This is a genomic window from Tenacibaculum sp. MAR_2009_124, from assembly GCF_900105455.1.
Taxonomy (GTDB): Bacteria; Bacteroidota; Bacteroidia; order Flavobacteriales; family Flavobacteriaceae; genus Polaribacter.
In genome coordinates, this window is the sequence record NZ_FNSF01000002.1 from 216,126 (window position 1) to 230,047 (window position 13,922).

Genomic DNA, 13,922 nt, shown 5'->3' on the forward strand with positions numbered 1-13,922 from the left:
TTTTTACAACACAAGTTTCTTAAAGTTATGATATTAATTGCGGACAGCGGTTCAACGAAATGCGACTGGATTTTATTGAATGAAAACGATAATACTATTGTTAATAGAATTAGAACAAACGGAGTTAATCCGTCGGTATTAAAAAAGAAAAATATAAAAGAAGTTATCGCGAATTGCGATGAGTTAAATGAATATAAAGGCTCGGTAAGTTCTATTTATTTTTTTGGAGCTGGTTGTAACAATGCAAAAGGAGAAGATAAAATAAGGAAAGTTTTTAGTGATAACTTTCCCGTAGTAGAGAAAATAGTAGTAAAAGAAGATTTAATGCTAGCTGTGTTCGCGGCCTCACAAGATGCATCAGTAGTATGTATTTTAGGTACGGGATCTAATTGTTGTTTTTATAATGGTGAAGAAATTGATCAAAGAGTAAAGGCAATGGGATATATTCTTATGGATGAAGGTAGTGGTAATCATTTGGGAAAAGAGGTTTTAAAAGGGTATTATTATAAAGATTTACCAGAAGATTTAAAGTTTTCCTTAGAGAAAGAGTTTCAATTGGATGATGATAGGGTACTATCGAAATTGTATGGAGCAAAAATGCCTAATAAATATCTTGCTCAGTATGCAAGATTCTTATTTGAAAATATAGAACATCCATATGCTAAAAATATTGTAATCAAATGTATTTCTGAGTTTATAGACAAACAGCTGGTTAAATATAAAGATGAACTAGGTAAAGTTCCTTTGTATTTTATAGGCTCTGTTGGGTATCATGCGAGAGATATTATTAAAGAAGAATTGGAAAAAAGAGGATTTAGAGCACCTGAAAACTTTATAAGAAGACCTTTAACCGCGTTTATACAATCGGTGAAGGAAGATAAAGCGTTTTTAAGTAAGGTGGTTTAAGAGTTCTAGCTAAAAACTGATACTATGGGGCTTCATAATAACTATTAGTTATTATAAATAGTTCATATAGAAATAAAATAAAAGCCAAAAAACGTCTGCAAGTGCACTTGCAGACGTTTTTTAATTTATAAGATTAAGAAGTTGTAGTAAAATAATTTGTAAAATTTTTATAAAAGACTTCTTTGTCCTTTATGAAAATCTGCTTAATTTTGTCATAAATAGTTAATGTATGTTTTCAAAATCTTGCGAATATGGTTTAAGAGCGACAATTTACGTCGCGGAACAGTCTTCACTTGGCAATAGAGTGGGATTAAAGACTATCGCACTAGCTATTGATTCTCCCGAGGCCTTTACTGGTAAGATTTTGCAAACACTGACAAGAAACAATATTATCACGTCTATAAAAGGACCTTATGGAGGTTTTGTAATAGAAGATCATCAGGTAAAAAAACTAAAGTTGAGTGAAATTGTAAAGGTGCTGGATGGAGATAAAATTTATACTGGTTGTGGTTTAGGTTTAAAGCAATGTAATGAGAAATCACCGTGTCCACTTCATTACAAGTTTGTAGAGATAAGAGAACAGCTAAAAAACATGTTGGAAGAAAATACCTTGCATGACATTTTATATACGAATGGAAGAAAAAATTTACTATGGTTAAAAAGGTAAAAAAATTTAAATATATAAAAGACAAAAATATCCGTTATAAAACAAATAAAAGGATAAAGAAAATATTACTTTATCTAGTTGCACTTTGGACAGGTTTTGTACTGGCAATTAGTTTTATGGAAGCATGGCTAAAATTTCAAGCAGATGGAGTTACCAGAGAAATAGGTTTATCTATTGGTTCACTCGTGTTTAAGGCTCTAAATTTAGTTGAACTTTTTATAGGTGGAACTGTCGTTGTTCTGATTCTATTGCCTAGGTCGTATCACATGTTAAATCTGTATAGATTTTTACCAATAATACTCATTCTCTTGCTACAAACATTTTTTCTTCTCCCAATATTGGATTCGAGAGCAATGCTAATAATTAAAGGAATTTCAGTGGCAGAAAGCTACGATCATCTCTATTACATAGTTCTAGAGGTAATTAAAGTTGTGCTACTTACTAAGGTTGGAATGCAAATAATAAAAACAAATGAATATAAATAGTCAAACACTAATATCAGATATTGTCGCGGAGAATTATAAGACTGCGACCGTATTTAAAAAGTATGGAGTCGATTTTTGTTGCAACGGAAATAGAACTCTTTCGGAATTATCATCAGATAGTAAAGTCGATGTTAATTCTCTAATTAATGAGATAGATAATACACTAAATGAAACTTCTAATGAAGGTAGTTTTATTGATTGGGAAATTGATTTTCTAAGTGATTATATATACCAAAACCACCATCTTTATATAGAGAAACAGATACCAGAAATTAAAGAATATTTACAAAAAGTGTGTGGAGTGCATGGTTCTAAAAACCCAGAGTTACTTGAGGTTAGTAAATTGTTTAATGAAAGCGCGGGCGATTTGGTAATTCACATGAAAAAAGAAGAGCTCATACTTTTTCCTTATATAAAAAAAGTAGCTAAAGCAAAACGTGAAGGATGTAAGTTAGAAGCAACATCTTTCTCAAGTATCGAAAATCCTATAGAAATGATGCATGTGGATCATGATAATGAGGGTGAAAGGTTCAGAGAAATAGCTAGATTAACAAATAACTACACTCCACCGAAAAATGCTTGTAACTCATATAGAATTGCTTATAAGTTATTGAAGGATTTTGAAGAAGATCTACATAAACATATTCACTTAGAGAATAACATTTTATTTAGAAGGGCAATTTCCCTTGAAGCAGAACTTAATAGAAAACAATAATGAAAAAAGTTTGGACAGCATTTATAACCGTAGTGGTACTATCGTTTGTGGCACTAATATGGGTAGGAACTGAAATATATCAAAAACAGCCTCCAATACCACTAGAAGTAAAAATAAAAGAGAACAATGAGATTTTATTTTCAAAAAAAGATATTCAAGAAGGACAGAACATTTGGGAATCTATAGGAGGGATGGAAGTTGGTTCAATATGGGGGCATGGAAGTTATGTTGCCCCCGATTGGACGGCTGATTGGATTCATAGAGAAGCTATTGTTTTATTGAATAAATGGGCTCGAAATGATTTCTCTTTAGAATATGAAGATTTAAATGAAGAGAAAAAAGCGGCATTAAAGGCGCGTTTAGTTAAAGAAATTCGAACGAATAGTTTTGATAACTTAAATAAAACTCTCTGGGTCTCTAAAATAAGAAAAGAAGCAATTCAATTAAACTCGGAATATTACTCAAAAATTTTCTCAGAAGGCCATGAAAAATACGCAATACAAAAAGCAGCGTTAACTGATCCAATTAAGTTAAAAAGACTTAATGCCTTTTTGTTTTGGACTTCTTGGGCGGCAAGTACTAATAGACCTGATAAAGATTATACTTATACATCAAATTGGCCGCATGAACCACTTATTGATAACACCATTACCCCTGACTCTCAGATGTGGTCTGGTTTTTCTGTAGTGCTACTAATATTATTTATTGGAATATTGGCATACTATTATTTAAGAAATCATGAAAAAGGAGAGGCTATCGAAAATCCTAAATATGATCCTTTATTGAATATGAAACTATATGCCTCTCAAAAAGCTGTATTGAAATATTTTATTGTGATATCGCTTTTAATCTTCTTACAAATCATATTAGGGATTGTTACCGTGCACTATTCCGTAGAAGGGCAAGCATTTTTCGGATTTGAATTGTCCGAGTATTTTCCTTATTCCATTACAAGAACGTGGCATACTCAACTTGCGGTTTTTTGGATTGCTGCCACCTGGTTAGCTACAGGAATCTTTTTGGCTCCTATGATTAGTGGAAAGGAAATGAAATATCAAGTGCTGGGTGTAAACTTTTTATTTATAGCTCTTCTAGTTATTGTTCTTGGTTCAATGCTAGGTGAGTGGCTCGGAATTCATCAATTTTTTAGTCTAACAACTAATTTCTTTTTCGGACACCAAGGATTTGAATACATGGATTTAGGAAGGTTTTGGCAAATTCTTTTAGGTATTGGAATGATATTATGGATGCTTATGGTAGGGAGGAATATATTTTATGCTATAAAAAGGAACGACGACTCTAAACATTTATTGATAATGTTGCTCATTGCCGTAATAGCTATTGGAATGTTTTTCTTTTCTGGGTTAATGTATGGAGAAAATAGTTCGTTACCTGTTATTAATTATTGGAGATGGTGGTTGGTGCATTTATGGGTCGAAGGTTTTTTTGAAGTATTTGCTACAGTAACCATAGCCTATATATTTTCAAGAATGAAAATTATTTCATCCAAAACTGCGGGAAAAGCTTCTATAGCTTCCGCTACAATATTTTTGGCAGGAGGGATTATAGGAACACTCCACCATTTGTATTATTCTGGAACACCGGTTCAGGCTATTGCTCTTGGTGCCACATTTAGTGCTTTAGAAGTTGTGCCTTTAACCTTAATGGGATTTGAGATTAGAGAAAATTGGAATATACTAAAGCATAACGAATGGGTACAGCGTTATAAATGGCCAATATTTTTCTTTATTTCTGTGGCATTTTGGAATATGATTGGAGCTGGTGTTTTTGGCTTTTTAATAAACCCTCCAATTGCATTGTATTATATTCAAGGATTAAACACAACCTCGGTACATGCGCATACTGCAATGTTTGGAGTATACGGAATGTTAGGGATGGGATTCATTTTAATTTGCTTAAGGCTTTATTCAAATAATAAATGGAATGAAAAGCCTTTAAAGAGAGCATTCTGGGGATTAAACATAGGATTAATATTAATGGTTATATTAAGTCTGCTACCCGTTGGAATAATTCAAGCATATACGTCAATCACGAAAGGGTATTCCTTTGCAAGGGATGCCGAATTGTTATATAGCCCGACAGTACAAGTGTTAAAATGGTTGAGAATTGTAGGAGATATTGTTTTTTCGATTGGTATATTTTATTTCTGCAGTTTTGTTATTAAGCAAACGATAAGGTGCTTGTTTAATAAAGAAAGGAGTACAGAAAATGCTAAATAATAAGTATTATTAATCTTAGTATTCTCTAAATCTATCTAACAATATCAACAATGTTAGGGTTCCTTACTATATTTGTTTTGATAACATTAAAACAAAAAAAAATGAATTCCAAAACATTAAGGATTAACATTTTTACATCAGTGCTTATAGCTTTTTTAGGAGTTTTTAATGATGCAAAAGCTCAAAAAAAGACAAATAATTATGATAATGAGGATTTTCAGATACTACACACACAAATTACTCACAATAAAGACTTAGGAGTTACTATTTGGGAGATTAGGGTGAATGGTGAAGCGGGAAAAACGAAACCAAAAGCAAAAGGGCAACTCGATGGTGCTCCTGTATTGGGATATGTTTTTCCTACTTCATTAAAATCAGCGGATGTCGGATTCAATGACGTAAAGGGAATAGTGGCTTTGGCATTAACTTCCCATCCAGATTTTGATGATACACCTCTTTGGGATGAAGATATGGATGGTGATCCTAAAAACAAAGCAGATGGTCTTATTTGGCATCCTCACTGGGTTGTTTTAAAGGAAGACAAAAGAGTGGCGGGAGGACTTTCTGTGAAGCAATTTGTAAAAGAAGATGATGCTGTGATCTTACCAGCAACGAATCCAGGAATGCCTATGTATATGGATTCTCCTGGTTTTCCCGTAAAAACGATTGGTCAAAGCATCAAGGTAATTGTGCCTGATTATAGAATTAAAAACAAAACATCTTTTTCTTACGACGGAGTGGCTGCATATATGATGGTTAACACCAGCAAAACAAACAAACCAATGCTTGGGGTTTATAAAGTATATAGCATTGCAAGTGGGAATTTATCGCTTCCTTATAAAGTTATTCAGAAATAATATAAAAAGTAATACAATATGAAAATTTCAGTTTATGATACCTATGTGCCTTTGAAATCAGGTAAAACAATGCATTTTGATATTCTTGTGAATGAAAATACAACAGTAGATAAAGTCTATAGCTATGGAAATACTTATTTAAAAAGTAAAGAAATAGATAATTATAAGCTAACAATGAAAGAATGTCAATTCTGCCATATAGAAAAGGCCTCTGAATCGCTTGAAAGAGAAATTTTGGAGAAAGATTTTTACATCATAGAAATGGAAAATTGCCATTTTTAAAAAACAAATAAGAAAAGTCGGGATGAAAGGATTCGAACCTTCGATCTCTGGTCCCCCAGACCAGCACTTTAACCGGACTAAGCTACATCCCGATGGATGCAAAAATAATAAAAAATCTAGGAGTAATCCTAGATTTTTTTTCAAGAATAAATTTTATTTATGAGAAGTTTTATACAACATTAAACAACTCATAATCTATAACGGCTTAATTTCAATTTTATTATCTATACCGTTAAAGGAGCTCCTTTTAATCGTTTTTCTATTTTTTGTTTTACAACTGTTAAGCGCTTCATTAAATCCATTAACTGACTATCTTTCGTTTCTTTATAAACCTCGTTAATCTCTAAAATTATAGCCTTAGCTTCTCTTGAAGCCACAATTCTATCACTAGTTGTTACAAATTTGAATTTTCTGCTTTCAAACTCTTCCGCTTTACTAATTAACTCTGTATTCATATTTCCTTCTTTCGTATTAAATTAAAACCATCTTTATATAGTTCTCAGTATCTATATGTTGAATTTAATAAAATATTTTCGGCTTATTAAATTCTAAATTCTTTTTGTTCACAAAATAGCGACAAAATTGGGGGTCAAATATATAGCTATCTTTGAATTTTTTATGTTAAAAAAGAATCAAAAAATTTTATTTTGTAATAAATTTTTATTACTGGCTGTAAAAGTAAGTATTAGATTTCAAAAGTTAATGCAATATATTCAAATATAATAAATGTTTTCTATTAACATAATAAATATTATGGAATTTTAAATGGTAATTTTTAAAATGTGTGAATATAGGTTTTGGAACGTATGATGGTATTGCATTATCTTAGCTATTCATAAGTTAAATAAATGATGAAAATGAAGGTAGTATTTGCGTTAATTTCAATGTTTTTTTTCGTGTCTTGTAGTTCTCAAGGTAAAAAAGAACTCCTTGGTAAGACCGATTTTCAAAAGAAAATGAATACCAAATTTAAAGATGCGTCAACCTCGCCATTGACTAAAAAAGGACTAAAAAAGTTTAAAGGACTTGATTTTTTTCCTGTAGATACTAAATACGAGGTAAAAGCGAAACTTATAAAAACTCCTGATGCACTTACATTTAATTTTCCAACCACAACTAATAGAATCGCAGTGTATAAAAAGTATGGAGAAATACATTTTACAATCGATGGAACAGAATTAAAACTTAATGTTTACAAAAACGAACTTCCAACTATTGGTTATGAAAACCACCTTTTTCTTCCGTTTTTAGACAAAACGAATGGATCAACCTCGTACGGAGGGGGTAGGTTTATTGATGTTTTAACAACTGACGAGTTAAGCGATGGTAGCATAGAAATAGATTTTAATAAAGCATATAACCCATATTGTGCTTATAGCGATCGTTATTCTTGTCCTATTACACCAGTGGAGAATTCTCTTAATATTGAAATAAAGGCGGGAGTAATGGCTTATAGAAAATAAAAAAAGCTCTTTTTTAAGAGCTTTTTTTATTTCGAAGGAGGTGTAAGTCCTTCATCAATATCTTGCTGAATAGCTTTTTCTATTTTTCGTAGGTAATCTTTTCGAACTTTAAGTTTGGTTGCAGCATGAGCTTTTGCATTTAATTGGCCGAACATTTCGGCTATTTTAATGGCTGTAGGTAGCAAATGATCTTGAGGAACAACTTTATCAAGAAACCCTGCAGATATAGCGTCTTTTGGTTTATAAATTTCCGAATTATTAACACTTCTTTCTAAATAAACTGAGCTTAAGCGTGATTTTGCAATTTCAATACCAGCGTTGTGCATGGTCATACCGATCATGACCTCGTTTAATCCAATTTTGAAGTCACCTTCTGTCCCTAATCGATAATCTGCTGATAATAATAAGAAAGCTCCTTTGGCAATTGCATGTCCGTTACAAGCTATAATAATTGGAAAAGGAAAGCTTAGCATTTTTAAAGACAATTTAGATCCTTTAGTAACTAAATCGAGCGCAGATTGAGGAGAAGCAGTCATTGATTTTAGGTCATATCCACCAGAAAATATTCCCGATTGACCTGTTAGAATCACTATTTTTTTATTGGCCTCCGCTTTATCCAAACAAGCGTTTAATTCATCAACTACTTCGTGAGAAATTGCATTTACTTTTCCATTGTTAAGTGAGATAATAGCATAATTACTATCCTCAGAATATTGTACTAGTTTACTCATTATTAAACTATTTTAGTTATAAAAATCCCTGCAAAAACAGCTAAAAAACCTAGAATAAAACTGGCTAAAGTGTAGATAGCAAATGATAGAAAGTCTCCTGATTTTAGGAAAACATGATTTTCGTAAGCGAAAGAAGAGAAAGTGGTAAAACCACCACAAAACCCTGTAGCTAAAAATAATGTTTGACTTTGTGTTAAAGTTTGATTTTTGGCTGCTAGGCCTAAGATTAATCCAATTAAAAAACTCCCTATAATGTTCGCAACAAAAGTTCCGTATGGAATACCATTTTGAGTATCATTTAAAAGTTTACCTAATAAATAGCGCAGTGTACTACCAACGCCTCCTCCAAGAAAAACTAAGATTAACTGTTTCATTTCCTGCGAATATACTAAAACCCCAAAATTAATTGAGGTTTTAAATAGAATTGATTATGTGATATTTCAAAAATAATTTTAGAAAAATTATTCTTCAATAGGATAGTATATATCAGTTTGAATATCTTCAGGTTTTACATCGGCAGGATCATTCACATAAAGTTCCCATATAGGATATTTCATTGTTAAATTATTACTTTTCAAATAAGTGTCAATAGCCATATGAGCTTCTAGGTCGCCATCACCGTAGTTTCCACATTTTGATACTCTAACCGCTTTCCCTGAAGGAATATTTATTAACTCCATACCTTCTGCGGGTTTTAATTTCTTATGAAGCAGTAAACCAATGTAAAACTCGGTTTCATTTGAAACTTCATCATATTTGCTATAAACAGCTCCTGGGATATAATCTCCAAAAGTCAATCCATTTTTGGTTGCATAAATACCTGCTTTAGGCATATCCTGCATAAATAACTGAGTCATTTCTGCATGGTTTATTTTTATTTTGTGAGGATATCCAATAAATGTTCCAGCAGTTAACTCTGCTTCTGATATTTTTCCTATAGTATAAGAAGGGGAAGGAATAGTACTTTCTGCATGGGCAGCAAGATTGCTTAATCCATCATCTTCCATTTTGCCAAACATGGCATTCCAACCTCCTGATATAGCAGCAAAGAATTTGAACATTAGAGGAGAGTCTTCTGCTTTCATTCCCCATGTTACTTCTGTACCTTCTTCAATTTCTTTGAAGTTCCAATAAATATCACTTGGGTCATTATCCATAAATGATATTTTTTGATCTATAGATTTATTGGTTTCAACGGCGACGGTTTCCATTTTACCGGGACCATCTTTACTAGTCCAGCTATCTGAAGCTCCTACACCAACAGTTTTATCACCATAAGTAACAACTATAGTAGAGTCTGTATCGTGCCAAGGTCCCCACTTTTCCCAAGTTTTTAGGTCGTTAACTGTATTGAATACATGTGAAATTGGAGCTTTAATTATTTTGGTTCTTGCGATATCATATTTACCTGAATAAGTAAAAACATAGATTACTCCGGCTATAAGCACTAATAGAAGAAATAGAAAAAAAAGTTTTAAGTATTTCATGAGAATAAAGTTTATTTTCGAAGTTAATTTACAAAAAAAAATAAACGTATAGTGTTGTATGTTAGTTTTTTAATTGGTGTTTTGTGTGCGGGTGAGAAAAAATAAAGCCCCAATATTTAATTAAATATTGGGGCTTCTTTATTGTGAATGTTTTTTATTTTAAAACAACATCGTCGGCATCTGTCCAATTCCATTTACCAACAATAATTCCTTTTTCTACGGTTATTATACCTGGGTTAGCACGAATAGCTGTTTTTAAAGCAGTTTCATCACAGAACCCAAATGAATAAGGTAAGTTGTATTCTTTTTGAATAGCTTCTAAATCTTCGATATAAGATGCAGTTAAAACATATACTTCATAACCTTTGTTTTTTGCTTCTTTAGTTACATTGGCAACAGCGGCTATTCCTTTTTGCTCAGTCTTTTCAAAATTATACATAATAACGAGCATTGCCTTTTCTTTTGCCAACATTGGCTCAAGTTGATCTCCATCATCAGTTTCAATCATAAAATCATGAATAGGAGGAATCTCTCCATCTCCTTTATATTCCATACCATCAGCAATATCAGTACCTACAGAATATGCTCTAAAATCAATAATTGGTAGATGATTTAAAACATGGTTGACGATTAACAATGAAATAACAATGGAAGCCATTGAAGTTATTAATGCAAACTTACTTGATATAACGGATTTAACATGTTTTAACCCTATGATTAAAATTATAATGAAAACCATAAATATGATATTCTTATAAAATGTTTCTTTAGGAGTTAATTTGATAGCGTCACCAAAACAACCACAGTCCGTTACTTTATTATATGTGTATGAATACCAAGTTAAAAAGAGAAAGATTAAATTAAGTCCAAACAAACTCCAAACGGTAAGTTTAGGTTTGTATCCAACCAACAACATTACACCGAGTGCTAATTCTGCAACAATTAATAAAATTGAAAAAGGTAGTGCAAATGGAATAAGGAATTCAATATTTAAAACACTTTCGCTAAAGTATTCTTCAAATTTAAATTGCGATCCAATAGGATCAACTAATTTCACAAAGCCTGAGTAAATAAATAATAAACCTACAAGTACTCTAGAAACATGGGTTAATAATTTTAATATCATAATTAGGGGTTGTTTTTATTCTTTTAACGTTCTAATTCTGAGTGATGAATCAAAGCAAAAATAGCATAATTAATCATATCTTGATAATTTGCGTCAATTCCTTCAGAAACAATAGTTTTTCCTTTATTATCTTCTATTTGTTTTACTCTTAGAAGTTTCTGCAATATTAAATCTGTTAGTGAAGAAATTCTCATATCCCTCCAAGCCTCTCCATAATCATGGTTTTTATTTTCCATGAGTTGCTTTGTAATTGAAACATGCCTGTCATATAAATCAACTGCTTGTTGAGAGGATAAATCTGGTTGATCAACAATACCTAATTCTAATTGAATTAAGGCCATAACGGAATAATTGATAATTCCTATAAATTCTGATTTTTCTCCTTCATCTACTTTTCTAACAGTATTTTCTTGAAGCTGTCTAATTCGTTGGGCTTTAATAAAAATTTGATCGGTTAGCGAAGGGAGTCTTAAAATTCTCCAAGCCGCCCCGTAATCTGTCATTTTATTTGCAAACAAGCTTCTACATTCCTTTACAATCGCATCGTATTGTTTTGAGGTATCCTTCATCTTCTATTTTCTGAAATAATAAGGTAAAAATAAGAAATCAATTAGGTTTTCCTTTATTTTTACGTAATAAATTATTTTTAAGAATGGGGTTACACAACATTGCAGTTTTCTGTGGTTCGAGTATTGGTTTTAACAATTTATATCGAGATTCAGCCAAAGAATTAGGAGAGTATTTTGTTCAACATAAAATTGGTTTGGTTTATGGAGGAGCTAAAATCGGATTGATGGGAGCAATATCAAATACTATGATTGAACAAGGAGGGAATGTAATTGGAATTATTCCTGGGTTGTTAGAAAAGGAAGAAGTTATAAATAAAGAAGCTTCAGAGGTCTATGTTACCAAAACGATGAGCGAGAGGAAAATGAAAATGAGCCAGATGGTTGAGGCCTATATAGCATTGCCTGGAGGTTATGGAACGTTAGATGAACTTTTCGAAGTCTTAACGCTGCAACAGTTATATATTGAAACAAAACCAGTAGGGATTTTAAATGTGAATGGGTTTTTTGACCATACTATTAAACAATTGGATTTTATGGTTGAAGAAGGTTTTTTAAAACCAGATAATAGAAAAATGCTTTTAGTAGATGAAACTGTAAATGGATTAATGGAGAAAATTAAAAACTATAAGGCACCCGAAAAATCGAATATCATTAATAAAGTAGTGCGATAGATGACAATTAATTGTAACGGTACATTGGTCGATTTGAGTTCTCCAAAAGTTATGGGGATTCTTAATTTAACACCCGACTCTTTCTATGATGGAGGCAAGTACAAGAAAGAAAAAGAAATATTAATTCAAGTAGAAAAAATGTTATATGAAGGAGCTACCTTTATAGATGTTGGAGGGTATTCGTCTCGACCTGGCGCTAAACATATTTCTGAAGAAGAAGAGCTGAGTAGAGTAGTACCAATTGTTTCTTTATTAGTGAAAGAATTTCCTGAAATATTAATTTCTATAGATTCATTTAGGAGTAGAGTTGCTGGAGAAGCAGTTCATGCAGGTGGGGCAATAATTAATGATATTTCAGGTGGTAAAGTGGATGAGGAGATGTTTGCTAAGGTTGCTGAATTACAAGTTCCTTATATTTTAATGCATATGAAAGGAACTCCTCAAAATATGCAGTCAAATCCTAATTACAATGATATTGTAAAAGAGCTTATTTTGTTCTTTTCTGAACAAATATTCAAATTAAGAGAGCTTAAGGTTAATGATATTATCATAGATGTAGGTTTTGGTTTTGGGAAAACAATTCCTCATAATTTTGAGTTGTTAAAAAAATTAGAGCTGTTTTCTAGTTTAGAAGTACCAGTGCTAACTGGAATATCAAGAAAGTCAATGTTATATAAAACACTTAAAATAACACCTTCTGAAGCATTAAATGCAACGACAGTTGCTAATACAATTGCTCTATTAAACGGAACAAATATTTTAAGAGTGCATGATGTGAAGCAAGCAGTTGAAGCTATTCAAATTGTAAATAACTTATAATAATACCCCCAATATGAAACGACGTAAATTTTTAAAGAAGGCAACCTATGGATTATTAGGCTTGGGAGCAGTTACTGGTTTGTACACTTGGCAAGTTGAGCCATTTTGGCTTGAATTTGTAAGACATAAAATGCCAATTAAAAATTTACCGAAAAACATGTACGGAAAAACTGTTATGCAAATTAGCGATGTACATGTAGGGAATCGATTTGATTACCAATATTTAATTGATGGTTTTGTAAAGGCACAGAAGCTCAATCCTGATTTTGTTGTTTACACAGGAGATTTTGTAAGTTATGAAAATGAAGAGCAGTTTGCACAGTTGAAAAAAGTTATGAAACATGCTGTTAAAGGGAAAGAAGCTACTTTAGGAATTTTAGGGAATCATGATTACGGTGAGAATTGGAGGGAACAGCATGTAGCTGATACAATTACTCAAATATTAGACGATAATGGAGTAACAATTTTAAGCAATGAACAAAAGAATGTTGATGGTTTAAATTTTATTGGATTAGATGATTACTGGGGATTGAATTTCAATCCACAAAAAGTATTACAATATTACGATAAAACAAAAGCCAATATTGTTTTATGTCATAACCCCGATGTATGTGATTTGGATGTATGGAATGGTTATAAAGGGTGGATTTTATCAGGGCACACCCATGGAGGTCAATGTAAAGCTCCATTTCTTACACCACCAATGCTTCCTGTAAAAAATAAAAGGTATTCTTCTGGAGAAATAGATCTTTTTGATGGAAGAACATTGTATATTAATAGAGCAATTGGTCATTTATGGCAAGTTCGATTTAATGTTCGGCCAGAAATTACAATTTTCGAATTAGAAACAGTATAACATTACTTCAAATAAAATAATTACATTTACATAACTACTAAAAACTAA

17 protein-coding genes and 1 tRNA gene are annotated in these 13,922 nt (G+C 31.8%); 11 read left to right on the plus strand and 7 right to left on the minus strand.

Annotated features, from left to right (window positions below):
• Nucleotides 1–27: 27 nt before the first annotated feature.
• From BLW23_RS07440 to BLW23_RS07470, 7 genes are all read left to right on the plus strand, one after another.
• Nucleotides 28–906, plus strand: a complete 879-nt coding sequence (locus BLW23_RS07440; protein ID WP_093668623.1) for a BadF/BadG/BcrA/BcrD ATPase family protein — start codon at nucleotides 28–30, stop codon at nucleotides 904–906.
• Between the two features lie 229 nt (nucleotides 907–1,135).
• Nucleotides 1,136–1,573 carry an RrF2 family transcriptional regulator gene (locus BLW23_RS07445; protein ID WP_093668624.1) on the plus strand — a complete coding sequence of 146 codons (438 nt, stop codon included), beginning with the start codon at nucleotides 1,136–1,138 and terminating at the stop codon, nucleotides 1,571–1,573.
• Nucleotides 1,558–2,058: a hypothetical protein gene (locus BLW23_RS07450; protein ID WP_255362764.1), complete on the plus strand. Its 501-nt coding sequence runs from the start codon at nucleotides 1,558–1,560 to the stop codon at nucleotides 2,056–2,058. Before BLW23_RS07445 ends, BLW23_RS07450 begins: the two co-directional genes overlap by 16 nt.
• Nucleotides 2,045–2,773 carry an iron-sulfur cluster repair di-iron protein gene (ric, locus tag BLW23_RS07455; RefSeq protein ID WP_176829775.1) on the plus strand — a complete coding sequence of 243 codons (729 nt, stop codon included), beginning with the start codon at nucleotides 2,045–2,047 and terminating at the stop codon, nucleotides 2,771–2,773. Before BLW23_RS07450 ends, ric begins: the two co-directional genes overlap by 14 nt.
• A complete protein-coding gene (locus BLW23_RS07460) occupies nucleotides 2,773–5,013 on the plus strand; it encodes a nitric-oxide reductase large subunit (protein WP_093668625.1) in 2,241 nt (746 codons plus the stop codon). Before ric ends, BLW23_RS07460 begins: the two co-directional genes overlap by 1 nt.
• 101 nt (nucleotides 5,014–5,114) lie before the next feature.
• Nucleotides 5,115–5,870, plus strand: a complete 756-nt coding sequence (locus tag BLW23_RS07465; protein WP_093668626.1) for a hypothetical protein — start codon at nucleotides 5,115–5,117, stop codon at nucleotides 5,868–5,870.
• 18 nt (nucleotides 5,871–5,888) lie between these two features.
• Nucleotides 5,889–6,152, plus strand: a complete 264-nt coding sequence (locus tag BLW23_RS07470; protein WP_093668627.1) for a DUF2024 family protein — start codon at nucleotides 5,889–5,891, stop codon at nucleotides 6,150–6,152.
• A 17-nt stretch (nucleotides 6,153–6,169) separates the two neighbouring features.
• Here BLW23_RS07470 and BLW23_RS07475 read toward each other — a convergent pair.
• A tRNA-Pro gene (locus BLW23_RS07475) sits at nucleotides 6,170–6,244 on the minus strand.
• Nucleotides 6,245–6,376: 132 nt separating this feature from the next.
• Nucleotides 6,377–6,607 carry a hypothetical protein gene (locus BLW23_RS07480; RefSeq protein ID WP_093668628.1) on the minus strand — a complete coding sequence of 77 codons (231 nt, stop codon included), beginning with the start codon at nucleotides 6,605–6,607 and terminating at the stop codon, nucleotides 6,377–6,379.
• A gap of 402 nt (nucleotides 6,608–7,009) precedes the next feature.
• Here BLW23_RS07480 and BLW23_RS07485 point away from each other — a divergent pair, with 402 nt between their 5' ends.
• Entirely contained in the window at nucleotides 7,010–7,615 is a 606-nt protein-coding gene (locus BLW23_RS07485) for a DUF1684 domain-containing protein (protein ID WP_093669368.1), read from the plus strand.
• A 26-nt stretch (nucleotides 7,616–7,641) separates the two neighbouring features.
• On the opposite strand, the gene BLW23_RS07490 is transcribed toward BLW23_RS07485, so the two are convergent.
• From BLW23_RS07490 to BLW23_RS07510, 5 genes are all read right to left on the minus strand, one after another.
• The gene (locus tag BLW23_RS07490) at nucleotides 7,642–8,346 is read right to left on the minus strand and encodes a crotonase/enoyl-CoA hydratase family protein (protein WP_093668629.1); all 705 of its coding nucleotides are present in this window, start codon (nucleotides 8,344–8,346) and stop codon (nucleotides 7,642–7,644) included.
• Nucleotides 8,347–8,348: 2 nt separating this feature from the next.
• Nucleotides 8,349–8,720 (minus strand): fluoride efflux transporter CrcB, encoded by a 372-nt coding sequence (gene crcB / locus BLW23_RS07495; protein ID WP_093668630.1) that lies wholly within the window; start codon nucleotides 8,718–8,720, stop codon nucleotides 8,349–8,351.
• 87 nt (nucleotides 8,721–8,807) lie between these two features.
• Nucleotides 8,808–9,833, minus strand: coding sequence for an SRPBCC family protein (locus BLW23_RS07500; protein WP_093668631.1), 1,026 nt, complete (start codon nucleotides 9,831–9,833; stop codon nucleotides 8,808–8,810).
• A 154-nt stretch (nucleotides 9,834–9,987) separates the two neighbouring features.
• The gene (locus BLW23_RS07505) at nucleotides 9,988–10,959 is read right to left on the minus strand and encodes a DoxX family protein (RefSeq protein WP_093668632.1); all 972 of its coding nucleotides are present in this window, start codon (nucleotides 10,957–10,959) and stop codon (nucleotides 9,988–9,990) included.
• A 23-nt stretch (nucleotides 10,960–10,982) separates the two neighbouring features.
• Nucleotides 10,983–11,528 (minus strand): DUF1599 domain-containing protein, encoded by a 546-nt coding sequence (locus BLW23_RS07510; protein ID WP_093668633.1) that lies wholly within the window; start codon nucleotides 11,526–11,528, stop codon nucleotides 10,983–10,985.
• A gap of 83 nt (nucleotides 11,529–11,611) precedes the next feature.
• Between BLW23_RS07510 and BLW23_RS07515 the strand changes: the two genes are divergently transcribed.
• Genes BLW23_RS07515 through BLW23_RS07525 form a run of 3 tightly spaced genes read left to right on the plus strand, consistent with a single transcriptional unit; the run spans nucleotide 11,612 to nucleotide 13,874 of the window.
• Nucleotides 11,612–12,199: an LOG family protein gene (locus BLW23_RS07515; RefSeq protein WP_093668634.1), complete on the plus strand. Its 588-nt coding sequence runs from the start codon at nucleotides 11,612–11,614 to the stop codon at nucleotides 12,197–12,199.
• A complete protein-coding gene (folP, locus tag BLW23_RS07520) occupies nucleotides 12,200–13,018 on the plus strand; it encodes a dihydropteroate synthase (protein WP_093668635.1) in 819 nt (272 codons plus the stop codon).
• A 13-nt stretch (nucleotides 13,019–13,031) separates the two neighbouring features.
• Nucleotides 13,032–13,874, plus strand: a complete 843-nt coding sequence (locus tag BLW23_RS07525; RefSeq protein ID WP_093668636.1) for a metallophosphoesterase — start codon at nucleotides 13,032–13,034, stop codon at nucleotides 13,872–13,874.
• Nucleotides 13,875–13,922: the final 48 nt, after the last annotated feature.

What these genes read in the sequence shown, in the direction of transcription:
- BLW23_RS07440 (WP_093668623.1), top strand. Translation starts at nt 28, where the DNA reads ATGATATTAATTGCGGACAGCGGTTCAACGAAATGCGACTGGATTTTA.
- BLW23_RS07445 (WP_093668624.1), top strand. Translation starts at nt 1,136, where the DNA reads ATGTTTTCAAAATCTTGCGAATATGGTTTAAGAGCGACAATTTACGTC.
- BLW23_RS07450 (WP_255362764.1), top strand. Translation starts at nt 1,558, where the DNA reads ATGGTTAAAAAGGTAAAAAAATTTAAATATATAAAAGACAAAAATATC.
- ric (WP_176829775.1), top strand. Translation starts at nt 2,045, where the DNA reads ATGAATATAAATAGTCAAACACTAATATCAGATATTGTCGCGGAGAAT.
- BLW23_RS07460 (WP_093668625.1), top strand. Translation starts at nt 2,773, where the DNA reads ATGAAAAAAGTTTGGACAGCATTTATAACCGTAGTGGTACTATCGTTT.
- BLW23_RS07465 (WP_093668626.1), top strand. Translation starts at nt 5,115, where the DNA reads ATGAATTCCAAAACATTAAGGATTAACATTTTTACATCAGTGCTTATA.
- BLW23_RS07470 (WP_093668627.1), top strand. Translation starts at nt 5,889, where the DNA reads ATGAAAATTTCAGTTTATGATACCTATGTGCCTTTGAAATCAGGTAAA.
- BLW23_RS07480 (WP_093668628.1), bottom strand. Translation starts at nt 6,607, where the DNA reads ATGAATACAGAGTTAATTAGTAAAGCGGAAGAGTTTGAAAGCAGAAAA.
- BLW23_RS07485 (WP_093669368.1), top strand. Translation starts at nt 7,010, where the DNA reads ATGAAGGTAGTATTTGCGTTAATTTCAATGTTTTTTTTCGTGTCTTGT.
- BLW23_RS07490 (WP_093668629.1), bottom strand. Translation starts at nt 8,346, where the DNA reads ATGAGTAAACTAGTACAATATTCTGAGGATAGTAATTATGCTATTATC.
- crcB (WP_093668630.1), bottom strand. Translation starts at nt 8,720, where the DNA reads ATGAAACAGTTAATCTTAGTTTTTCTTGGAGGAGGCGTTGGTAGTACA.
- BLW23_RS07500 (WP_093668631.1), bottom strand. Translation starts at nt 9,833, where the DNA reads ATGAAATACTTAAAACTTTTTTTTCTATTTCTTCTATTAGTGCTTATA.
- BLW23_RS07505 (WP_093668632.1), bottom strand. Translation starts at nt 10,959, where the DNA reads ATGATATTAAAATTATTAACCCATGTTTCTAGAGTACTTGTAGGTTTA.
- BLW23_RS07510 (WP_093668633.1), bottom strand. Translation starts at nt 11,528, where the DNA reads ATGAAGGATACCTCAAAACAATACGATGCGATTGTAAAGGAATGTAGA.
- BLW23_RS07515 (WP_093668634.1), top strand. Translation starts at nt 11,612, where the DNA reads ATGGGGTTACACAACATTGCAGTTTTCTGTGGTTCGAGTATTGGTTTT.
- folP (WP_093668635.1), top strand. Translation starts at nt 12,200, where the DNA reads ATGACAATTAATTGTAACGGTACATTGGTCGATTTGAGTTCTCCAAAA.
- BLW23_RS07525 (WP_093668636.1), top strand. Translation starts at nt 13,032, where the DNA reads ATGAAACGACGTAAATTTTTAAAGAAGGCAACCTATGGATTATTAGGC.